Source organism: Microcystis sp. LE19-10.1B, from assembly GCF_027530565.1.
Lineage (GTDB): Bacteria > Cyanobacteriota > Cyanobacteriia > Cyanobacteriales > Microcystaceae > Microcystis > Microcystis aeruginosa.
This window is the reverse complement of record NZ_JAPZQM010000432.1, coordinates 1-21,715: the sequence shown is the minus strand read 5'-3', so window position 1 is coordinate 21,715 and position 21,715 is coordinate 1. Positions and strand designations below refer to the sequence as shown.

Below are 21,715 nucleotides of genomic sequence, written 5' to 3'. Positions count from 1 at the left end.
TTTCAAGACTCGGTTAACAATTTGTAATATTCCTTGTTGACACCCTTACTGACAAAGAAAAAACTGAAATCAAGTCAGGATAAGGGTTGGAGTGCTTACTGCAAAAATTGTTAAGAAAGATCCCTATAAGGGATAGCTTATCAAGGGGGGATTAAGGGGGGATCGGCACCCCCCTTATTAAGGGGGGCAGGGGGGATCAGAGGCAAAATCTATCTTCAATTTAATTATAAATACTTACTTATAAGTCATCTTGATTTAGTTGTCATTTTATCGAGAAATTGGCACAAAATCTACCCCAAAACTAGAACGAGAACCGGGTTTAACTACCACTAATTGCACGGATTGATTGCGATCGCCAGACGGTAAAAATCGCACTGGATTAGTCGCCCCAGGCACAGAAAAATTACTGCTTCTTAACGCCTGTTGAACTCCCTCGCGGCTAGATTCTGCCTTAATGCCAGCGATTAAAGCCTGGGTAGCGTCATAGGCGGTAGCAGTGCGCCAATTTACGTCTCCTTGCCACAATTGGCGGGAATTATTCACAAAAGGACTGTTCGGATTAGCCCCTAAATGCCAAGCGATAGCGACAACCATGCCCAAGGCATTTTTTCCGCCTACATCCAGAGTTTTGGGGCTATAAACGTCATCACCCGCCACAATCGGTAATTTTTGACCATTGATTTGAACCACCTGCAAAGCCTTATCTAGGGTACCACTATCCCCAAGAAGGGCGATTAGATTTGCTCCCTCCTGTTGAGCTTGTTGGAGGCTTTTAGAAGGGGTAAAAGTGAGGGAAGATAGATCAAATTCACTCACCACTTGACCTCCTCCTAATCCTAAAGCGGTGATAAATTCAGATTTTAGGGATTGACTATAATTACTTTGGGAGTTAAAAAATACCACTGCCTTGACGTTAGGAATTTTTTGCAAGCTAGATTCGGCTAATGCCCGTGCCGCCACAAAATCACTGGGAACAGAACGAAAGATATAGTCACCAAAATTGGAGAGTTTAACTGAGGTACTGATGGGGGAAATCATTACTAATCCCGCTTTTTGATAGATAGCGGCTGCGGCTAAAGAGGTGTCACTGCTAGTGTGTCCTACTACTCCTAAAATGCTGTTATCAGCCGTTAATTTTTGGGCAATTTGAGCGGCAATTTCGGGATGATCAGCATCATCAGCAATGAGAACTTTTAAAGGAGTGCCATTAATTCCTCCAGTTTGATTGATTTGATTTTGAGATTGGGCAACTCCTCGTAAAACTTCTAGGGCGGTGTTGACATTGCTCCCAATTGGCACGGAAACGGCGATAGTATAGGACTTAGCTTGACCAATACGGGCGTTATTTAAGTAGATGAGAGCTTCCGGATCATTTTGATTAGCTCGCAGGGATTTTTCTAGGAGGTAAACTGCTTGCTGAAAGTCTCCTTTCCCGATTGCCTGTATGGCAGCTTGTTTGTCCGAAGAAGCCCCTTCAACTATTAATAAGTTTTCCCCTTGACTAAATTTTGCTTGTGCCGATACCGATTTTTGCTCCGGTGATATTTTCTCGATTTCAGAAATATTGTTTGGGTTATTTTTTCCTTGAAAACGATTGTATAACCACCAACTACCTGCCCCAAAAAATATTAGGGTAATCACCAAGGCTAAAAGCAGGGTAACGGTCTCATTTTTCTTGCTCATGGGCTGATCAACTAAGATTAAATTAATGGTTTAATCGAGATTTATAGTTAATAAAAGTACCAATTCAAGTCTGAATGGCAACAAGATACGATCTACCTTGATAGAATACCTCATGTGGGGTCTGATAGTCAAGACATTGTTTAAATGTGTCTTAGCTTATTAGCCATACTTTACCTTTTTGTTTGGGATTGTTCTAAATGTTTTACCAAAACATTTGAGGATAAAGGACCGTGTAAATGACTCCAGGGTAAAACCTGTTCTAAACGCCATTGCTGATGAACGTAATAATCTAGAGGGGGAATTTGTCCTTTTAGTTCCTTAAAAGCCCGTTTATAACTGCCTAAAGAATCACCGTAGCCACGGGTTAATTCTAACAGGGAAGTCAAGCGGCGATCGCCTCTAGATAATAGGGCTTGAATCACTGACCAATTATAACTCTCTGGTCGAAATTCTATACCCTGTTTACCTAATTGTTTCTCTAGATATTTTAATCTTTTTTCGGCCATTTTATTAACGCCAAACCACTGAAAAGGAGTATGGGATTTAGGCACAAATGTGCTGCAACCGAAAGAGATTCGCAGTCCAGAGGCGGCTTTTTTTAAGGCTATTAACATTTCCACAGTTGCCGCAATATCTTCGGTTTCTTCTCCCGGTATTCCCACCATACCATAGAGTTTTATCCCTTTTAAACCGCCCGCTTTAGCATTAATAGCAGCTTGGATAATTTCATCATTGGCTAACTTTTTGTTGATAATTTCCCGCAAGCGATCGGAACCACTTTCTACGGCAATAGTAATTGATTTGGTGTCTCTTTGGGATAAAATTCTGGCTAATTTTTCCGTGACGGTATTAGTTCTAACTGAAGCGATCGAGAGTCTAACTCCCTCAAATTTTGGTTGAAAAAGATAATCGAGTAAGGTTTCAAATTCGGGATGTTGACTGACGGAAGCACCTAATAAACCCAGGCGATCGGTCACTTTTAAACCTTTTTCAATGGCGGGAATCAGGGATTCTAAACTAGCGGTACGAAAGGGTAAAGTTAGATAACTAGCTAAACAAAAACGGCACATTTCTGGACAACTTCGCACCACCTCTACCATATAAATATTCTCCCATGCCGCTTGTTTTGTCACCACCGTAGAAGCAGAAAGGGTATTACTGCGATAGGTTTGTTTACTAACAAAGGCGGGAACATTATTATCTATGGGTAGAATTGCCGTAATTTCACCTTCGGGACTATCATAATTAACGGTATATAAACTAGGAACATACACCCCCGGAACCTGGGCTAAATGACGGAGTTTGGTCGGTCGATCGGCGTTTCTAACCTCTTGATAGGCATTAATAAAATCAGCAATTAAGTTTTCACCATCTCCCAATAAAATTACATCAAAAAAAGCGGCAAAAGGTTCGGGATTAGCGGTTAAAACCGGTCCACCTCCAAAAATTATCGCTTGCCGATCTTGCCGTTGATGACTGTGACAAGGAATTTCTAAAGATTCTAACAGCGAGAGGATATTAACATAGTCTAATTCCCAAGAAAAGGAAAAGCCGACTAATTCGGGATAACGGGGTAAAGATTCTTGAAAATCCGTAAATAAACGACTAACTTGTATATCCGATCGCAGGGCTAAAGTTGCCCAAACAATTTGATAACCTAAACTGGTTATACCCACAGAATACTGATTAGGAAAGGCAAAAATAGTTCTAAGGGCATCACTGTGGGGTATTGCGGGAGTAAAGAGGAGTTTTTCGTCTTGTAAGATGGTCATTTCAGTTATCAGTTATCAGTTATCAGTTATCAGTTATCAGTTATCAGTTATCAGTGACTACCAGCAGTCTTCAGTAGCTTTTAATTTTCATTCTCTTGAAAGGGGAGGCTTGTTACCTCTTGTTTTTGGTCATATAAGTAGGTGGGTGGAATTAAATATAAGATGAACGTAGGTTGGGTTGAAGAATGAAACCCAACGCCCGATTATGTTACGCTACTGCTAACCCATCCTACAAATAATTGTGCCTCCCTACTTATAAGTTTAATTTAATCCGGAGGTGAAGGAGGGGAAAATATCTCAATATACAGTTCTAGGATCATATCTCAGGTTATGATCCTAGGGAGTCGGGGGTCAAGAACAAATTTAAGTTATACTTCCTCCCTAGGGATAGCTATTGTATTTACAGGAGATTTTCTCTTATATCCTAGCAATTTTCACAGCTTAACTAGGTGTCGATTTTATTCCTGAGCGCTGCTTTCAAGCAAATCTTGATCTCCTTCACCCCAACCAGAACGAAATCTATGAATAACCCAGAAGAATACGTTATGATCATGGCGAAAATCCTAGATTTAGCCATTCCCGATCGCTATTTAAATTCTGTGGTTGAAAACTGGCAACGCTTGCAAGAAATCGCCAGTTTAGTGACAGAATTTCCCTTAGAGGATGACGGGGAAAGCGCCCTCAGCTTTGAACCATGACTATTTCTGTGTGCAATTTAGCTCGATCGATCCAAAATCGTCAAACTAGCGCCTTAGAAGTTATTAATCGGACTTTAGCGGAGATAGAGGCAAAAAATCCCCATTTAAATTGCTTTACCGACATTTTACACCCTAGAGCGCTCGCTCAAGCCCAAAAAATCGATCTAGCGATCGCCAATGGGCAATCCATCGGCCCCTTGGCAGGAGTCCCCTTCGCCGTCAAAAATCTCTTTGATATCGAGGGTATTGTCACCCTTGCCGGTTCCAAAATCAATCGAGATCACCCTGTCGCCGGACAAGATGCGATCGCTATACAAACCCTAGAAGCAGCCGGGGCGGTTTTGGTGGGGGCGACCAATATGGATGAGTACGCCTACGGTTTTGTCACCGAAAATGCCCATTATGGAGCCACTGCCAACCCCCTCGATCCTAGTCGCGTCTCGGGGGGATCCTCCGGCGGTTCCGCCGCTGCCGTTGCCGCTAATTTAGTGCCTCTCGCCCTCGGTTCCGATACTAATGGTTCCGTGAGGGTTCCCGCCGCTTGTTGTGGCGTAGTGGGGCTAAAACCCACCTTTGGGCGCGTATCCCGTCAGGGCCTATTTTTGTTCGTTAGTAGTTTAGACCATCTGGGATTTTTTAGCGGCAATGTGGCGGATATGGCGGCTATTTGGAGTCTTTTTGCCAAAAATAACCTTAAAGCTCCTTTAAATGGCTTAGAGGGCGTAAAAATAGCCCTTGCCGATGATTATTTTCAGCAGGGAGCCGAACCGGAAGTAATCGAGGCGGTGACAGCGATCGCCGAACGTTTAGGAGTGAGCCAAAAAATCACCATTCCCGAAACCGCCCGCGCCAGGGCATCCGCCTATATAATTACCGCTTCCGAGGGCGCAAATTGGCATTTACCGCGTTTACAGACCAGATTAGAGGATTTTGACCCCGCAACCCGGGATCGCTTCTTGGCAGGGGCATTAATTCCCTCTAGCTGGTATTTACAGGCTCAACGTTTTCGCCGTTGGTATCGCGATCGTCTGCGAGAGATTTTCAGCGAAGTCGATATTATCCTCACCCCGACAATTCCCTGTATTGCGCCGCCGTTAGGAGTAGAAAAAATGATTATTGACGGGCAAGAGCTATTAATTAGACCCAATTTAGGCAGATTCACCCAACCTTTTTCTTTTATCGGTTTACCTGCCCTTTCGTTGCCGATTAAACGCCCATCCCGGCTACCGTTAGGTTTACAAATCATCGCCGCACCCGATCGCGAAGACTTAATCCTAAGGGTAGCAAAGGTTTTAGAGGAAATGCTCATAGATATCCCGCATAAGTGAGATTTCAAGGGCGTACTTCCCCTTAAAATCCCTAATTTAGGCACTTATTAAGCGAAAAGGTCATTTTTCCAGTCTGAGTAAACAATCTACTGACTGGGAGACTCCTTTTCAATCACATCTAACCAAGCGGCGGCCGATCGCTCCCAGGTGTCAGTTAGGGCAATTTGACGACATCTTTCGCGCTCTTGGGCTAAAAGCTGGGTATTTTTCAGTAATTCGACGATTTTCCAGGCTATAGCTTCCTGAGTAGCCGGATCGGTTACTTCCCCTGGCACTTTCACACAGTAGTCTTTTTCTCGAAAAACAGCAAAATCCGTCACCACTGGCAGACAACCCACCACTGCTGACTCGCGCACAGAAATACAATCGATCTCACGATAGGTGCAACCGTAGTAATGAATAGCAGAGCGCGCTTTTTCCTCGATTAGTTGACGATAACCCATCATTCCGCGATCAACTACCCCCGCACTAGCTTTAATCAAAGCGATTAAATTATCGCGCCATTCCCTGCGATCGCCAATGCCATCCCGTTTAGTAAAACCATAGTAGAGATGTAACTCGGCTGCGGGAATTGCCGCCTTGATAATCGGCCAGCCATGCTTTAACATCGACTCTAGGCCGCGATAATAACGAGAGGCATAGACTAGACGATAGGGAAGATGCTCGCTTTCTGGCACCGTCTCACTTACAGCCAAAAGGGAAGTATCGATACCATTAGGAACAATCGGACATTGATTATCGGCACAGAAATCCAGTAAATCCCTTTGATATTGGCTTTTACAGAAAATTTTGTCGTATCTAGCCAAAATTTCGGGGGTATAGGAGTCTGCTGGCACTTTAATATCTTGCCAATCAAAAAAAATTCGTTCTGCCTTGGTACCAGGACGGCAATAGGTGGGATGACGAGAGATCACCAATGTCTCAAAGTGATCCTGCCAATTCATCTGGTAATAATTAACATAGCGAATACCGTCCTGTTCCCCTTCCATACCCTCACAATTGCCAAAAATCGTCACTTTATAGCCGCGTTTCGTCCATTCTTGGGCTAAAAAAGCCACCGATGCCTGGGTACCACTGGCCCCCCGTTGCCAAATTTCCGCCGGACGCATGGGACGATATTTTTCTGTGTAAATAACGATCGATTTTTTCGGCCAACGACGGGCGCTCAAACGCTGTTTAATTTGAAATAGGGAAGGTGCGCTGGCCCGTAGCCATTGTTTGAGATTAGATTGTAGGGATGGAGTAGCTTGTGACACTCTTTTTCTCCAAGATCGAGGAAAAATAGGGGCGATGGGTGATAGAGTCTTAGTTTCTCGAATTTAACTCGATTTCTCAACTCAGTAGAACAATTCGAGCCTATCATATAATGGGTTCAAGTCAAAAATCAATCTTTTTATTGCCATCTATCTGCCAGAAAATCTATGAAAATTGTCATCCCGATCGTGTTTTATCGCAAAGGAGGAGTAGAAAGAGTCATTATCTCTTTAATACCTAGCTTATTAGAATACGTCGAACAAATTATTATCGTTATCCCTCGTAATGACATTGAATATTTTAAGTCTTTAATGCCTGATTCCGATAAACTTATCTACGAAGATTTTGCTTTTTACCCCCAGAGTTTTGAGACAAAATTAATCTATTTTTATGGTCTTCTAGCAAATTTTTATAAAACCCTAAGACTGACTTCTATTCATCGTCTTTTCTCTCGTAGAATTGAACTTTTACGCATCGAAGCAAGAATTAATCAGATTATCAAGCGTTACCAAGCTGATCACTGTTTGTATGGAATGACTAATCGGATTTCTCCTCCTAATGTCAAGGTTACTTTAAGTGGCATTATTTATGATGTCTTTTGGCAATTTGCTCCCTTAACTTACTCAGAATCCTATCAAGAACCCTACAATGAAGTCTTAAAAGAATGGTTAGATAATGCCGATCTACTCTTCACAATTTCCCAAAAAACTAAAGACGATGTTTTAAAAGTTTTTCCCAATGCTACCTATGCTAGTAAATTAAAAGCTGTACCTTTAGCAGGATTTGTCGAGCAGTCTAATCCCAAGAGTGATTTAGTCAAAAGTGAGCTAGTTAATTTTTATTTTCCCTCCTCCTTTGGTATCTACAAAGATCATCTGACTTTGCTCAAAGCAGCCATGACACTAGCTAAAAAAGGTTTAAAATTTCAAATAGTTTTTATTGGTAAAGAAACCGATAATCTAGTTAGTGGAAATTTGCAATTATCTCAACAGTCTAAAACCCAAGAATACCAAGATTATCTCAAGGAATGTACCCGACTTTATCGGGAAAATCAAGAAATTTTCGAGAGTCATATCAAGGGATTAGGTTATCAAGACTATGAAACCTTGCAATTTTATTATCAAACCTGTTCCTCTGTGGTATTTCCCTCAAAATACGAAGGTTTTGGATTGGCAATAGCGGAAGCCATTTTACAAGGTATTCCCGTTATCGCTTCCGATTTAGAAGTGTTTCAAGAACAGGTAGAATTATATAATTGTCCCGAAAGAGTGCAATTCTATCCTAGGGGAGATGCGGACAGTTTAGCCAACTGTTTAGAACAATTTATCCTCAATCCAATTCCTCGCTTGTTACCCGAAGATATCCCCAATAAAATTAATCTCTGGACTTGGGAAGATGTGGCAAAAAAATATGTAGAACTACTGAAAGAAAATGCAGGTTACTGATCTCTATATCTACCCGATTAAATCCTGTCGAGGTATTCAATTATCCCAAGCTGAAGTGACTCCTAAAGGGTTACTCTGGGATCGAGAAATGATGTTAGTGGATGGCAAGGGTAAATTTATCACTCAAAGGGAATATCCGCAATTAGCCACCGTTTCTGTCACGATTACAGGAGATAATTTTTCTCTGAAAACATCTCAAGATTCCCTGACTTTCCAGCCTAATTTCACAGGAGAAAAAAGAGCGGTTCAAATCTGGGAATCTCACACCATAGCCATGGATCAAGGAGATGAAATCGCCGAATGGTTTGAGAAAATTCTCGACATTCCCTGTCGTTTAGTGCGACAATCTCCCGATTATCCACGTCCCGGGAATCCTCGCTATGCGGGGAATGATCATACTCCCGTCAGCTTTGCCGATGGTTATCCAATTTTATTAACTAATACTGCTTCTTTAGAGGACTTAAATCGGCGTTTAGTTGCACCGGTGCCGATGAATCGTTTTCGGCCTAATATTGTTATTAGTAGCGATCGAGCTTTTAGCGAAAGTAGTTGGCAAAAGATCACAATTGGAGAGATAAATTATGCCCTAGTTAAACCCTGTAGTCGCTGTATTATCACCACCACCGATCAAGAAACAGGTAGGAGAAATCCCCAGCAAGAACCTTTAAAAACCTTAAGCACTTTTCGCAGTTTCCCCGGGGGCATCATGTTCGGAGAAAATGTCATCCCTGAAAAGATAGGTACAATTAAAGTCGGCGATCCTATTACCGTAATCTAGAGATCTAGAGATATAGGGGGATAGGGGATAGGGAAATGGGGTTATCAGTTATCAGTTATCAGTTATCAGTTATCAGATGTGAGTTTTCAGTTCACTGATTACTGTTCACTGTTCACAGCAAAAAACTCCCCACTCCCCACTGATAACTGTGCGGGCATCAAGGTTAAGATAAATAACCATAAGAACAATACTTGACTAGAGACACTGAAACCATGCCCCTTGATACCGCATCGATTTTAGAAGTATTACGTCCCGTTCAAGATCCAGAACTGCAAAAAAGCCTAGTGGAATTGAACATGATCCGCAATGTGGCGATCGATGGCGGAAAAGTTAGCTTTACCCTAGTTTTGACCACTCCTGCCTGTCCTTTGCGCGAATTTATCGTGGAAGACTGCCAAAAAGCTGTTAAACAGCTGCCCGGGGTGGAAAGTGTCGCTGTGGCAGTAACTGCCGAAACCCCGCAACAAAAAGCTTTACCCGATCGCCAAGGTGTGGAGGGGGTTAAAAATATTATCGCCGTTTCCAGTGGTAAGGGCGGTGTGGGAAAAAGTACCGTGGCTGTCAATATCGCCGTCGCCTTGGCTCATTTAGGGGCAAAAGTGGGGCTATTAGACGCGGACATCTACGGCCCCAACGCCCCGACAATGTTGGGCTTAAATGACGCACAAGTGACGGTACAGGGCGCAAATGGCGAGATATTGGAACCCGCTTTCAACCATGGCATCAAAATGGTTTCCATGGGCTTTTTGATCAACCCCGATCAACCGGTAATCTGGCGCGGTCCGATGTTAAACGGCATTATCCGTCAGTTTCTCTATCAAGTCAATTGGGGCGATTTAGACTATTTAATCGTCGATATGCCTCCCGGTACCGGGGATGCACAATTAACTTTAATTCAATCGGTCCCCCTAGCGGGTGCGGTGATTGTCACCACTCCCCAGACGGTTTCTTTAATTGATGCGCGCCGGGGTTTAAAAATGTTCCAACAGCTAGGGGCGCGGGTTTTGGGTATCGTGGAAAATATGAGTTATTTTATCCCTCCCGATCAGCCCGATCGCTCCTATGATCTATTTGGGTCCGGTGGTGGGGAAAAAACCTCACAAGAATTGGGCATTCCTTTACTGGGATGTGTGCCTCTGGAGATAGCCCTACGAGAAGGCGGTGATACTGGTGTACCAGTTGTCTTGGGGCAACCAGAATCGGCCTCAGCTAAAGCCCTGATAGCGATCGCTCGTCAGGTGGCGGCGAAAGTATCCGTAGCAGCCTATAGTTAGGGTTTGCGGCAAAAAGTTTTTCGGTGGGGGCAGGGTGTGGGGTGTAGGGTGTAGGGTGTAGGGTTTTACCCATTTTCAGGGAAAAAGTCCCTAAATTTTCCCCCCGATCACTCCAATGTCCGGTGCTTTTGGATTTCAAAAAGGTCTAAAAGTCTTATCGAACAATGTTTTTAGATTTATTCAGCAAACCCTAGTTAGTTAGTAAATGTGGGGAGAGAAATGGTGAGAAGACAGTCCCTTATTAGTAGGAAACTAAGCGGTTTTAACGAACAGTTTAGCTTCATTTTCCGGGATCTAGCCCAAATTGATTGGCTTTTGTTCGTTTTGGTGACGGGTTTAACCGTTTTCGGTGGTTTAATGATTCGTAGTGCCGAAAGACATACCACTGCTCTCGACTGGTGGCAACACTGGTTATTCGGGGCCGTGGGAGTGGCGATCGCTTTATTTCTGGCCCGTTGTCGTTACGAAAGTCTGCTGAAATGGCACTGGTTAACCTATCTTCTCACCAATCTCTCCCTAATTGCGGTAATTGTCCTAGGGGTGACGGCGAATGGGGCGCAAAGTTGGATTAATATCGGCAGTTTTAACGTGCAACCGTCGGAATTTGCCAAGGTAGGTTTAATTATCACCCTAGCAGCCCTCCTACATCATCGTCCCGCCGATAATCTTTTTGCGATTGCTCGTGTCTTTGTCGTCACTGCCATCCCCTGGGTGTTAATTATGGCGCAGCCGGACCTGGGGACGGGATTAGTCTTTGGGGCAATTACCCTAGGCATGATTTACTGGGCTAATGCGAAACTGCCTTGGATGATTATCCTCTTATCTCCCCTCGCATCGGTTTTTCTGTTTAATTTACTTTTTCCTGCTTGGATTGTTTTAGCAATTATCATCGCTGTGCTTGCTTGGTTTACCCTTCCCTACCGTTTTTTATCTACTTTCATCGTGGTGGCAACTAATCTGGCAGTGGGTAAATTAGGCGAGGTTTTTTGGGGTTTATTAAAAGAATATCAAAAAGATCGTTTAACCCTATTTCTTGACCCAGAAAAGAATCCTTTGGGGGGAGGTTATCAATTAATTCAATCCCGCATTGCCATCGGCTCTGGAGAATTATTGGGACGGGGATTACACCAAGGCACCCAAACCCAATTAAATTTTATTCCCGAACAACACACCGATTTTATCTTCTCCGTAGTCGGGGAAGAATTCGGTTTTGTCGGCAGTATTCTAGTTTTAATAGCTTTCTGGTTAGTTTGTTGGCGTTTGTTAGTCATTGCTAATACTGCCAAAGAAAACTTCGGTTCTTTAATAGCGATCGGTGTTCTCTCGATGATCGCTTTTCAGGCAATTCTTAATATTAGCATGACCGTGGGATTAGCCCCGATTACAGGGATTCCTTTACCCTGGTTAAGTTATGGACGTTCATCTTTATTAACCAATTTTATTGCCTTGGGTTTAGTGGAATCCGTGGCTAATTATCGCCCCCGTAAGCGTTTGTACTAAGTAGTTGTACAGATATCAGTTATCAGTGATCAGTTATCAGTGATCAGTTATCAGATTTGAGTTTTAAGTGTGGAGTATTAAATCCCACTTTCCGCACTTCTTAACATTCAATTGATGATTTTTACTAATATATTCCTTCCAAACCCTTGCCAGTAAGAATTATAACTACAATGATGGATTTTGATCAAGGTGAAGAATTGTAAATTTTTTTCTCAGAAAAAATCAATTATTGAAAATGTTCTCAATAGTAGTTTCTACAATCAAGGTTTTTCGTTAAAACATCTTGGGGAATGTAAAAACATATACAAGTATATGAAGATATGCTGAATGTCGGATTTAGCAGAAATTGTTCTTAAGTGCTTGACATTGGCCAGATTAGTGCTTATGATGTTTCCCATCACCCAAATAAAAGCAAATTATTTGCACAATCCCAATTCTGAAAGCCATGCACAGCAAAGCTTTCAAGGGTTAGTACAGGTTGTTAGTTTTGTCTGAGTGATTAAACCTATTCACTCGAAATTACCAGAGGAATAACTATGGCATATCCCAACGATCAACAAGGTAAAGCACTTCCTTTCTTTGCTCGTTTCTTGTCCGTAAGCAAAGAGGAATCTTCCATCAAGTCTCCTTCCCCTGAGCCTACCTTCGGGACGACCTTTAAATACCCTTCTGACTGGGAAGATTATTAAACTCAGATCACTTGAGTAATTACAGCACTTTTCTTGATTACACCGTACAGACAAAAAGCTAAAGGCTCCACTAAGCAAGGCTTGCAGCCAAAAAAACTGCACGTTGAGATCCTGAGAAGTGCTGTAAAGTAACTTTAGTAATTACTCAAGAAAAAAACAAATACTGCAATTAGTTAAGCAAAAGCAGCAATTTTTTCCGCCTTTTATTGAGATTCTTCTCGATAAATATCCGCCCAAAAGCCTTAAAATGGGTTAAAATATAGGGATTTGCAATTGACATGAAAGAATCGCCTAAAGTTGTTTTATTGTTGACCCATAGCGGCGATTTTTTCACGATTGACCGCGTGGCTGAGGCGATAGAAAAAAAAGGAGCCACACCTTTTCGCTTAGATACCGATAAATTTCCCTTAGAGGTTCAACTAACAGCCCAATTTAATGGTAAAAAAAGTTTTTATCAATTAACCTATAACCATCAATCTATTGATAGTCAACAGGTGCAATCTGTTTGGACAAGACGTATTTGGCAGCCTGAACTAACAGGGGATTTAGATCCTCAGTTTCGGGAGGTTTGTGTGCGAGAATCCCAGACGACTTTGGCTGGTTTTTGGGATAGTTTAAGGTCAGCGCGTTGGTTAGATAATTTAGCGCAAATTGAGAAGGCTAAAAATAAGTTATTACAACTTCGTTTGGCCTCAGAAGTTGGCTTGATTATCCCCCCCACTTTAGTGACCAATAATCCTGATGCTGCCCGGGAGTTTTTTTCCCAGGTTCAGGGAAGAATGGTGAGTAAATTGTTAACTGCGATCGCCCGCAGTATGGAGTCGCCGGAATTTTTTCTTTATACCAGTAGGGTGAAAGCAGAAGACCTTGAGGAAGCGGAATCTTTACGCTATTGTCCTATGGTTTTTCAAGCGGAAATTCCCAAACAATTAGAATTGAGAGTTGTCGTGGTTAATGGACAGACATTTGTGGGAGCTTTAGAATCTTCTCAGTATAATAATTCAGCCGTAGATTGGCGAAGACCGGGTATTGATCCGGGTGCTTGGCAACATCATACTTTACCTGATTCACTATTGCAGCAACTTCAGATTTTTATGGCTAATTTAGGGTTGAATTTTGGGGCGTTTGATTTTATCTTAACTCCTGGGGGAGAATACATTTTTTTAGAAGTTAATCCCTGTGGTGAGTGGGGAATGTTAGAACGGGATTTAGATTTACCTATTTCTAATGCGATCGCTGATTTTTTAGTATGCTAAAAATCAAACCAAAACCTAATCAGGATTTTGAGGATTTTAGGATTATCAAGATTCTCAATCCAAAATCTAATCAGGATTCTCAATCCCAAATCATCAAGGAAATCTATGACCGTTTTAATTGTTACTTTTAGCCACGATAATGAAAGTATTCCTCTGGTAATCAAAGCCATAGAAGCCATGGGTAAAAAAGCCTTCCGTTTTGATACCGATCGCTTCCCCACAGAGGTTAAAGTTGATCTTTACTCAGACGATAAAAAAGGCGGAATTATTACCGATGGAGAACAAAAATTAGAGCTAAAAGAAGTTTCTTCTGTCTGGTATCGACGCATGAGATACGGACTAAAATTACCCGATGGGATGGATAGTCAATTTCGCGAAGCTTCTCTTAAGGAATGTCGGTTAAGTATTCGAGGAATGATTGCTAGTTTATCTGGTTTTCATCTTGACCCAATTGCCAAGGTAGATCATGCCAATCATAAACAATTGCAGTTACAAGTAGCGCAACAATTAGGTTTATTAATTCCGGGGACTTTAACTTCTAATAATCCTGAAGCTGTCAAGCAATTTGCTCAGGAGTTTGAAGCGACGGGAATTGTGACTAAAATGCTTTCTCAATTTGCTATTTATGGAGACAAGCAAGAGGAAATGGTTGTTTTTACCAGTCCTGTTACAAAGGAAGACCTAGATAATTTGGAAGGTTTGCAATTTTGTCCCATGACTTTTCAGGAAAACATTCCTAAAGCCTTGGAATTACGCATCACTATCGTCGGTGAACAAATATTTACGGCGGCGATTAATTCCCAACAATTAGACGGCGCTATCTACGATTGGCGAAAAGAGGGAAGAGCGCTCCATCAACAATGGCAACCCTACGATTTACCGAAAACTATTGAAAAACAACTACTAGAATTAGTGAAATATTTCGGTCTTAATTATGGTGCAATTGATATGATTGTCACACCAGATGAACGTTATATCTTTTTAGAAATTAATCCCGTTGGCGAGTTTTTCTGGCTAGAACTTTATCCTCCTTATTTTCCCATCTCCCAGGCGATCGCTGAAGTCCTCGTCAACTCATAAACCAACAAATACAGAGCCAGAGTATTTTATCGCATCGACGAGGCTCTGACTCCAGATTTCCCCCCGACTACTGACTTGAAAGAGGGTGTAGGGTGTGGGGTGTGGGGTGTAGGGTGTGGGGTGTGGGGTGTGGGGTGTAGGGTGTGGGAAGTGGGGAAGTGGGGAGTTTTCTCAGTGAACTGATAACTGATAACTGATAACTGATAACTGATAACTGATAACTGATAACTGATAACTGATAACTGATAACTGATAACTGGCTCCTAACCCCACCAACAAACTTTTTCAGCAAACCCTACTTAATTTCCAGACCAAGACTTTCTCTCGTGCTTCTATCAGATCCATGCCGATTTTTTCTAAAACTCGCTTTGAAGCTATATTATCGGGAGCGCAGCCAGCGGTCACTGTTTGCATACCAGGTTGAGAAAGTGTCCAGTCCATCATTGTTTTTGTCGCCTCAGATGCGTAGCCTTGTCGTCGATATAACGGTGCTACTTGATAGCCAATTTCTACAGCATCTGTGGGTAAACCTGTGACATCAGGAATAATTTTGATCATCACATGACCAATAAGGGTATTTTCTGCTTGATGAATAATTAAACTCCCCCACCCCCACTCATTTTGTAAGGGGAATTGCAGCAAAATATTCGCAATATCAGGGAAAGCTTGAATCAACTCTTGTTCGGCCCAGTCAGCTGCAACTTTTACCCCCAAAATTGTTGCTAATTCATCGATACCTATAATTGCGGCCTTGAGAAGTTCAAGCTTGAAGGGGACTAAATATAATCGTTCCGTCACCAGTTTTTCCAGTGCTTTCATTTGATAAAACTCCTATACCAGTTATCAGTTATCAGTTATCAGTTAGTAGCTTGTTAATCAACTTACCCAGCAAAAACCTCATTCTCTAGTTCTCCTGAGAGGGGGAAGTCTGAAAAATTTTCCCTACCCCCTACACCCTACCCCCCACACCCTGTCTCAATTTCAATCTGTTTGTCACCCCATTAGCTATATTCTCACCCATTTTAAGGTTTTTGGGTCTTTATCATAATGATAATTAAAACCATCTTTGGCAGTAATGATTTTACCTAAACTGGCACGACTCCGGACGTTACTTAAAGAATAATCAGTTAGAGACTGCATTTGTTGATGGGACAAACCTTCGGCTATTTCAGAAACTCCTGCAATTTCCGCATCATGCTCAGTTTTAACCTCAGACAAAGTCTCTATTTTTACCGCCGAAAAATTTTCTGATTTTTTTGACATCATCACTAGGTTATTCACTTTTTTGCGCTGATAATCTTCTACAGTTGACAGCTGCCAATGGGAATTTTCTGTTAACTCTAAGACCCATCGATGATAATTAAATAAACTTTCCCGATGACCAACACTAATAAAAGTGGTTTCACTTTCCTGTAATTGCTGATATAAGCTGGCTTCATTGGCCAAATCTAAAGCGCTAGTTGCTTCATCTAAGATAGTAAAAGTGGGTTTAGTGATTAATAGTCGAGCAAAAGCTAGTCTTTGCTGTTCTCCGAGGGATAAAATCTGTTCCCAATTGACTTGTTTATCTAAGGTATTTTTGTCAGTTAATAAATGTTGCAGGTTGACTTTTTTTAAGATATTTTCTAATTCTTCATCGCTCACCTGTTCATTGGTATGGGGATAAAGTAATTGCTGCCGTAAAGTGCCAAGGATAATATAAGGACGTTGGGGTAAAAATAACATTTTAGCTAAAGGAGGACGCACTAAACGGCCGCTACCTGCTTTCCATAAACCGGCGATTGCTCGTAACAAGGAACTTTTTCCTCGACCACTGGGGCCAATAATGAGTAGGCTTTCTCCCAAAGGGACAGAAACCGATAAATTCTCCACAATTACCTTTTCATAATCGGGAGTTTGTAGGGTAAAATTTTCAAAAGCTAGACGATTATCTTCCAGGGTGGTAATACGACTTAAGTTTTTCGGCTCTTCACTGGCAACTTTTAAGGCATCTGTCAAGGTAGCTAACCGTTCAATATAACTTGAAACTTTACCCGATGTTCCCCATTCAGTAATTAATTGTCCCAAGGCATTAGAAAAAAGAAAACAGCATAAACTCGCTTGACTAATTTCCCCATAATCGATTTCATTTTTAATAAACATCGGGGTCAAAATAAACATTGAAAATACACTAATCGCTGACTGATAACCTCGATTAAAAAGATTATTAAACCGTTCCCAATTGATCAGTTTTTCCGAGCTTTGAATAACCCGTTGAAAACGGCCTTCAATGATTTTTTCTTCCTGCTCTTCTCCCTGAAAAAAAGCAATGGATTCGGCGTGGTTACGCACATGGGTTAAAGCATAATTATAATCAGCTTTATTATTAAGCTCCGATTGATTAATTTTGTTTAATTCTTGAGTTAGATAAATTGCTATTAAATTTCCTGCGATCGTATAAATTATCAGATAAACCGCAATTTGCCGAGAAATTGTCCAAAGAATAATCGCAAAAGTAATCATTTGTAACCCTTTTTCCACGAAGGTGATTAATAACCTTAGGGTCATGGTCGTAATTGGTTCAATTTCTTGAGATAATCTTTGATCGGGATTTTTTAAAGCTGAGGTAAAATCAATATTATAATAAGCGCGAGCATTGAGATACTTTTTAACGGTTTGTTTGGTTAACCACTTATACCAATCTAAGGCTACTTTGCGACGAATAAATTGAGAAAAAGCAAATAACCCCGTTGTTAATATAATCAACAAACTGGATAACCACAGCGTATTTAGATATTTAGAAAGATCTCTATCTTCAATAATAATGTCGAGTACATAACGATTCCAGTAGCTACTAAAAGCTTCTACCCCCACCGTTGCCAAGATACTTAAAAGGATCAAAGCTGACATCCCCCAAGAAATGATCACATCTCCAAAGGCGCGTCCATTTAACTCCGTTGGATACCAATAGGGTTGAGCGACAATTTTTAGGCTTTCCCAAAATTGACCAAATAGTGAAAAGGGATTATTGGCGGACTGGTCGGACACAACAGGGTTTTCCGTTGCTTGTTTAGTAGTATATTGAGGCATCTAGATCCAATTGGCAGTTCTTTTACTGTTCTCTTGACAACTCGCTATCATATTGTAGCGGCAGAATTACCTCTTGTTGTCTTTTGATAACATTTTTATCTAGAAGATGAAAGCCAGCTATGGCCAGAAAGCTCTGACTTGACTAAGAACTACTTGACCCACTTTTGTTACTGTGGCAGTCTAGATGCTGTTTACTGGTCACTGAAAAACCCCCGTCTCTCAATCTCCGTCATCCTCAAAATGATTAGCTAGTAGGAATTTTTGACTGGTATTCAACTCTTGCCAAAGCTGGTTAATTTTCTCGTAAGCTTCCGTGGAGGTAAGCTTTCCCCCACTGTGTAAACCAGCGATAAAAGAGACTCTCAGGGCGAATTCCTGCAAATTAGCGTTAAAAACTAAATTTTGTGGCGTGAATAAACCCCTGTAGCTGGTTTTAGGGTAGAGAAAGTTATCTTTAGAATTGAATTTTTCCATTGTTACCGACCCCCCAGTATAGGATATCTACATTATTATATATTTAAACTTTTGTTAACTTAAGCTTAACCTAAGAATTTAAACCTGTCTCTAGATTCTTAAGAGAGTAGCTGCTGAACTTGATTAGCTGCCGCTATCCCAGAAGTTAAGGCCGTTTCTAGGGAAGAATTTCTCGATAAATCTCCCCCTTGACACCAATCACCACAGGCAACTAGAGGTAAAGGACTATTAACACTTAAACAGGGTACAGCTAAACCCTGACGGACTAAAGCATAACGCCAACGGTGCAGCTGAGACCAATCGGGGAGAGGCAAAGAAGCACGAGAGAGCAAATCTAGCTTAACTGCTTCTAAATCCTCGCTATCGAGATATTTAACCGCAAAATCTCCACTACTATGCACAACAAAGACATAATCAGGGGATGATTGCCGTTTACTGCTATCAAGTCCTAACCAAGCGATATCGGTGGAGGGAGCAACTGCGGGTAAAGAATCGCCATAACCCGCCATTACCGTTAAACAGGGATCGTAAACGATTGATCGCAATTCTGGCATAGTAGTTATGGGAGAGTTTTCTAACAATAACGCTGCTTGCGGGGCGGGAATAGCTAAGACAATCGCCGAAAACTCCCCCCGAATTTGACCGTTATTGTTTAAAACCCATTTTCCTTGACGATTTTCCAGACGAGTAACCAGAAAATCTCGTTCAATTTCTAACCCTTGAGCTAAAAATTTCGCCACGCTATTGATGCCAGAAGGAGCAACATAGCTAGAATCAAACCAAGAAGTAACTAGATTCTCTCTCAGGAGATTATCAATTAAAGCCGCCGTTTTTTCGCCCTGAATAGTCAAAAAAGGCAAGCCATGATCCACAGCCATCTCTTGATTGGCTCGATTAACCCGTCGCGTGGCTAAACGACCACCAATGCCTCTAGACTTATCAAATAGCTTAACAGTATAACCTCGATCGCACAACTGACGAGCGCAGGTTAACCCGGCTAAACCCGCGCCAATGATCCCAACCTTAATCGAAAAATTTGTCACTAGCCTTCCTAATCCTGTGAACCCTTGAGTTAATATTAGTAGTAATCAGCACTAGCGAAACTAAGTTGATTATTGGGGCTGAGGAGGACAAACCACATTGGACGAACTACGCACAGCTTTGGAGTTAGCCACCGAGGAGGAACTGCAGCAAATCACTAACATCCTCTTTTGCCGTCGTTTTAACCCTCTCGATTATCTACGAGCGCCGGACGCAATCGCCGTTCAAAGTCAAGATTGGGATAGTTGGTTAGATAGCGTCGAGGATCGTTTTCGTTATTTGGCTGCCGATGGTGTGACAGTGTTAAAAGGTCAAACGGAAAAAGTTAGTTATCGTCAAATTCTCGTCCGTGTCTGTCATTTCCTCAAGGTTCCCTACTCCCAAAAAATGCCGACAACGGAAATTGAAGCGGAAATCTATCTTCACCTCGTTAACAAAGCTTGGAAACGTCTCCCCCCATCGGAACAAAAATCCCTCTCGATTCAAATTCAAAAGGCACTCGCGGATTCCCACACTCCCCAACCCTTACCCGTTCACCTACAACACAATCCCCTCGATATAGTCCTCAAAGGCAGTAGCGTCATCGCCGTTAATTCTATCCTGAAACCGATTCTGCTCAAACATATCGCCGGGCAGTTCGCTCTCCATTTTGCCCGCTATCAAGGGGCAAAAACTGCCCTAGTCCAGGGTGGGGCAATTGCTAATCAATTAGCCCTACAAACGGCTAAACAGGGCATGACTACGGCGGCGGCCCGCTACGGAGCGGTCAGAACCGTGTTAAGTTTGGTAGGACCGGCTCTATGGGGTTGGTTTATTGCCGATCTCGGTTGGAAGGCGATCGCCACCGATTACGGCCGGATTATCCCGACTATTTTTGCCCTTGCCCAAATTCGTCTGACTCGTGACGATTGTTGGCAACCTGCATAACATGAAAAAGATTTTTTGTCAAGGGTGGGAGTGGAATTTAATACTTTTTTCAGTTTTTATCGCCATGATGCTGCCGGAGTTGGCGGGTATCGGCATTATTATCGTGTTAATTAGGGTTTTTACCGGCAATTTTCGGGCAATTATCCAGTCACGTCTTAATCAAGGTCTCGGTATCGTCACTCTTTGGTTAATGATTAGTGCCAGTCTTTCCCCAACTCCGGGGGATGCTTGGATTGGTTTAGGAAATTTCCTGCCTTTTTTCTTCTTTTTTAGCAATATTCGGCAATTAATTAAAAAACCCTCTCAATTGCGTCAACTAGCTTGGGTGATGGTTATTCCGTCGGTTTGGGTAGTGGTGATGGGATGGGGACAAATTTTTCTCGGTTGGCAAAAACCGGAAGCATTAAAAGGGATTTTTACCTGGCCCTACGGGGTGGGGGGCGAACCTTTGGGGCGGATGTCTTCGGTTTTTATGTATGCTAATCTTTTGGGGGCTTATTTATTAATAACTCTGATTTTAGCGATCGGTTTATTAATTCTAACTTTGCGGCAGTGGCACAGACAAAGAAATCGGAATTTAAATCTCAAAGTCGGGTTTTTAACTTCAACCATATTGATCGACAGTGTAGGGCTATTTTTAAGCAATTCTCGCAATGCTTGGGCCTTAGCCTTTTTAGGGTGCCTAATTTTCGCCCTTTATCTGGGTTGGAATGCCTTAGTCGCCGGTTTTGTCCTCTTGGGGGGAGTGATTTCCCTCGCTTCTTGGGGACCAAATCCTTTAAGGGATAGTGTGCGTTTTTTGGTTCCTAGGGCGATTTGGGCGCGATTATCCGATGAAATGTTCCCTGATCGCCCTCTAGCGACTCTCAGAGCAACCCAATGGCGTTTTACTCTCGAAATGACCCAAGAAAGGCCCCTATTAGGTTGGGGATTACGCAGTTTTACACCTCTCTACGAAAAAAGTCAGGGATTGTGGTTAGGTCATCCCCATAATTTATATTTGATGTTGATGGCAGAAACGGGAATTATTGGCTTAATTTTATTGTCTGCTTGGGTGGGTTGGATTTATGCCCAAGGGGTGCGTTTATTAATCTTTTTACGACAACAAAAAGCCGGGGGGGAGTTAATTATCTTTACCTATCTGGTGGCCTTTGGTGCTTGCGTTTTATTTAATCTCGTCGATGTCACCCTCTCCGATGTCAAGATTAATACTATTGTTTGGTTTCTCTTGGCTGCTATTGCCGGGGTCAGTCAAAGGTTAAATTATGAATTATGAATTGGGAAGTGGGAAGTGGGAAGTGGGAAGTGGGGAAGTGGGGTGTGGGGTGTGGGGTGTGGGGTGTGGGAATTTGCTAAGTGGGGAAGTGGGGTGTGGGGTGTGGTGGGTGGGTCGGGGTGGCGTGGGCGTGGGGTGTGGTGGGGTGGGGGTGGGGGGGGGGGTGTGTGG

General features: G+C 42.3%; 20 protein-coding genes. 11 read left to right on the top strand and 9 right to left on the bottom strand.

Translation table 11 applies throughout. The features are described 5' to 3' along the window. Positions 1-267 precede the first annotated feature (267 nt). Positions 268-1,683 (bottom strand): ABC transporter substrate-binding protein, encoded by a 1,416-nt coding sequence (locus O9332_RS15795; protein WP_002758989.1) that lies wholly within the window; start codon positions 1,681-1,683, stop codon positions 268-270. A gap of 170 nt (positions 1,684-1,853) precedes the next feature. Next, entirely contained in the window at positions 1,854-3,455 is a 1,602-nt protein-coding gene (locus O9332_RS15790) for a B12-binding domain-containing radical SAM protein (protein WP_002758988.1), read from the bottom strand. Positions 3,456-3,976: 521 nt separating this feature from the next. Here O9332_RS15790 and O9332_RS15785 point away from each other — a divergent pair. Together O9332_RS15785 and O9332_RS15780 are read left to right on the top strand one after the other, a co-directional pair. After that, entirely contained in the window at positions 3,977-4,153 is a 177-nt protein-coding gene (locus O9332_RS15785; protein ID WP_002758987.1) for a DUF4089 domain-containing protein, read from the top strand. Then, positions 4,150-5,481, top strand: coding sequence for an AtzE family amidohydrolase (locus tag O9332_RS15780; protein WP_288026361.1), 1,332 nt, complete (start codon positions 4,150-4,152; stop codon positions 5,479-5,481). The genes O9332_RS15785 and O9332_RS15780 overlap by 4 nt, the downstream gene beginning before the upstream one ends. An 86-nt stretch (positions 5,482-5,567) precedes the next feature. Here the strand turns inward: O9332_RS15780 and O9332_RS15775 are convergent, their stop codons facing one another. Then, positions 5,568-6,737: a glycosyltransferase family protein gene (locus O9332_RS15775; RefSeq protein WP_288026359.1), complete on the bottom strand. Its 1,170-nt coding sequence runs from the start codon at positions 6,735-6,737 to the stop codon at positions 5,568-5,570. A 165-nt stretch (positions 6,738-6,902) separates the two neighbouring features. Here O9332_RS15775 and O9332_RS15770 point away from each other — a divergent pair, with 165 nt between their 5' ends. From O9332_RS15770 to O9332_RS15760, 3 genes are all read left to right on the top strand, one after another. After that, positions 6,903-8,180, top strand: coding sequence for a glycosyltransferase (locus O9332_RS15770; protein ID WP_002796704.1), 1,278 nt, complete (start codon positions 6,903-6,905; stop codon positions 8,178-8,180). After that, positions 8,167-8,958 (top strand): MOSC domain-containing protein, encoded by a 792-nt coding sequence (locus O9332_RS15765; protein WP_288026356.1) that lies wholly within the window; start codon positions 8,167-8,169, stop codon positions 8,956-8,958. The genes O9332_RS15770 and O9332_RS15765 overlap by 14 nt, the downstream gene beginning before the upstream one ends. A gap of 212 nt (positions 8,959-9,170) precedes the next feature. Continuing rightward, positions 9,171-10,232, top strand: coding sequence for an Mrp/NBP35 family ATP-binding protein (locus O9332_RS15760; RefSeq protein WP_002758983.1), 1,062 nt, complete (start codon positions 9,171-9,173; stop codon positions 10,230-10,232). Here the strand turns inward: O9332_RS15760 and O9332_RS15755 are convergent. After that, positions 10,168-10,371, bottom strand: a complete 204-nt coding sequence (locus O9332_RS15755) for a hypothetical protein (protein WP_288026365.1) — start codon at positions 10,369-10,371, stop codon at positions 10,168-10,170. The genes O9332_RS15760 and O9332_RS15755 overlap by 65 nt on opposite strands. An 80-nt stretch (positions 10,372-10,451) precedes the next feature. On the opposite strand from O9332_RS15755, the gene rodA reads away from it, so the two are divergent. From rodA to O9332_RS15735, 4 genes are all read left to right on the top strand, one after another. Next, positions 10,452-11,732, top strand: a complete 1,281-nt coding sequence (gene rodA, locus O9332_RS15750) for a rod shape-determining protein RodA (RefSeq protein WP_288026354.1) — start codon at positions 10,452-10,454, stop codon at positions 11,730-11,732. Positions 11,733-12,268: 536 nt separating this feature from the next. Next, positions 12,269-12,421 carry a microviridin/marinostatin family tricyclic proteinase inhibitor gene (locus O9332_RS15745; protein WP_071825016.1) on the top strand — a complete coding sequence of 51 codons (153 nt, stop codon included), beginning with the start codon at positions 12,269-12,271 and terminating at the stop codon, positions 12,419-12,421. A gap of 278 nt (positions 12,422-12,699) precedes the next feature. Further along, positions 12,700-13,677 carry an MvdC family ATP-grasp ribosomal peptide maturase gene (locus O9332_RS15740; protein WP_002758981.1) on the top strand — a complete coding sequence of 326 codons (978 nt, stop codon included), beginning with the start codon at positions 12,700-12,702 and terminating at the stop codon, positions 13,675-13,677. Positions 13,678-13,782: 105 nt separating this feature from the next. Next, positions 13,783-14,757 (top strand): MvdD family ATP-grasp ribosomal peptide maturase, encoded by a 975-nt coding sequence (locus tag O9332_RS15735; protein WP_288026351.1) that lies wholly within the window; start codon positions 13,783-13,785, stop codon positions 14,755-14,757. Between the two features lie 67 nt (positions 14,758-14,824). On the opposite strand, the gene O9332_RS15730 is transcribed toward O9332_RS15735, so the two are convergent. From O9332_RS15730 to O9332_RS15710, 5 genes are all read right to left on the bottom strand, one after another. Then, entirely contained in the window at positions 14,825-15,049 is a 225-nt protein-coding gene (locus O9332_RS15730; RefSeq protein ID WP_288026349.1) for a hypothetical protein, read from the bottom strand. Continuing rightward, the gene (locus O9332_RS15725) at positions 15,043-15,576 is read right to left on the bottom strand and encodes a GNAT family N-acetyltransferase (RefSeq protein ID WP_288026347.1); all 534 of its coding nucleotides are present in this window, start codon (positions 15,574-15,576) and stop codon (positions 15,043-15,045) included. The genes O9332_RS15730 and O9332_RS15725 overlap by 7 nt, the downstream gene beginning before the upstream one ends. A gap of 186 nt (positions 15,577-15,762) precedes the next feature. Further along, a complete protein-coding gene (locus tag O9332_RS15720) occupies positions 15,763-17,826 on the bottom strand; it encodes an ABC transporter ATP-binding protein/permease (RefSeq protein WP_002758978.1) in 2,064 nt (687 codons plus the stop codon). Between the two features lie 219 nt (positions 17,827-18,045). Beyond that, a complete protein-coding gene (locus tag O9332_RS15715) occupies positions 18,046-18,300 on the bottom strand; it encodes a DUF7219 family protein (RefSeq protein WP_002758977.1) in 255 nt (84 codons plus the stop codon). A 98-nt stretch (positions 18,301-18,398) separates the two neighbouring features. Further along, the gene (locus O9332_RS15710) at positions 18,399-19,343 is read right to left on the bottom strand and encodes an NAD(P)/FAD-dependent oxidoreductase (protein WP_002758976.1); all 945 of its coding nucleotides are present in this window, start codon (positions 19,341-19,343) and stop codon (positions 18,399-18,401) included. A 97-nt stretch (positions 19,344-19,440) separates the two neighbouring features. Between O9332_RS15710 and O9332_RS15705 the strand changes: the two genes are divergently transcribed. Together O9332_RS15705 and O9332_RS15700 are read left to right on the top strand one after the other, a co-directional pair. Next, positions 19,441-20,268: a YaaW family protein gene (locus O9332_RS15705; RefSeq protein ID WP_288026343.1), complete on the top strand. Its 828-nt coding sequence runs from the start codon at positions 19,441-19,443 to the stop codon at positions 20,266-20,268. A gap of 1 nt (position 20,269) precedes the next feature. After that, positions 20,270-21,544 (top strand): O-antigen ligase family protein, encoded by a 1,275-nt coding sequence (locus O9332_RS15700; protein ID WP_288026341.1) that lies wholly within the window; start codon positions 20,270-20,272, stop codon positions 21,542-21,544. Positions 21,545-21,715 lie beyond the last annotated feature (171 nt).

What these genes read in the sequence shown, in the direction of transcription:
- O9332_RS15795 (WP_002758989.1), bottom strand. Translation starts at nt 1,683, where the DNA reads ATGAGCAAGAAAAATGAGACCGTTACCCTGCTTTTAGCCTTGGTGATT.
- O9332_RS15790 (WP_002758988.1), bottom strand. Translation starts at nt 3,455, where the DNA reads ATGACCATCTTACAAGACGAAAAACTCCTCTTTACTCCCGCAATACCC.
- O9332_RS15765 (WP_288026356.1), top strand. Translation starts at nt 8,167, where the DNA reads ATGCAGGTTACTGATCTCTATATCTACCCGATTAAATCCTGTCGAGGT.
- rodA (WP_288026354.1), top strand. Translation starts at nt 10,452, where the DNA reads ATGGTGAGAAGACAGTCCCTTATTAGTAGGAAACTAAGCGGTTTTAAC.
- O9332_RS15720 (WP_002758978.1), bottom strand. Translation starts at nt 17,826, where the DNA reads ATGCCTCAATATACTACTAAACAAGCAACGGAAAACCCTGTTGTGTCC.
- O9332_RS15745 (WP_071825016.1), top strand. Translation starts at nt 12,269, where the DNA reads ATGGCATATCCCAACGATCAACAAGGTAAAGCACTTCCTTTCTTTGCT.
- O9332_RS15725 (WP_288026347.1), bottom strand. Translation starts at nt 15,576, where the DNA reads ATGAAAGCACTGGAAAAACTGGTGACGGAACGATTATATTTAGTCCCC.
- O9332_RS15780 (WP_288026361.1), top strand. Translation starts at nt 4,150, where the DNA reads ATGACTATTTCTGTGTGCAATTTAGCTCGATCGATCCAAAATCGTCAA.
- O9332_RS15715 (WP_002758977.1), bottom strand. Translation starts at nt 18,300, where the DNA reads ATGGAAAAATTCAATTCTAAAGATAACTTTCTCTACCCTAAAACCAGC.
- O9332_RS15770 (WP_002796704.1), top strand. Translation starts at nt 6,903, where the DNA reads ATGAAAATTGTCATCCCGATCGTGTTTTATCGCAAAGGAGGAGTAGAA.
- O9332_RS15760 (WP_002758983.1), top strand. Translation starts at nt 9,171, where the DNA reads ATGCCCCTTGATACCGCATCGATTTTAGAAGTATTACGTCCCGTTCAA.
- O9332_RS15740 (WP_002758981.1), top strand. Translation starts at nt 12,700, where the DNA reads ATGAAAGAATCGCCTAAAGTTGTTTTATTGTTGACCCATAGCGGCGAT.
- O9332_RS15700 (WP_288026341.1), top strand. Translation starts at nt 20,270, where the DNA reads ATGAAAAAGATTTTTTGTCAAGGGTGGGAGTGGAATTTAATACTTTTT.
- O9332_RS15785 (WP_002758987.1), top strand. Translation starts at nt 3,977, where the DNA reads ATGAATAACCCAGAAGAATACGTTATGATCATGGCGAAAATCCTAGAT.
- O9332_RS15735 (WP_288026351.1), top strand. Translation starts at nt 13,783, where the DNA reads ATGACCGTTTTAATTGTTACTTTTAGCCACGATAATGAAAGTATTCCT.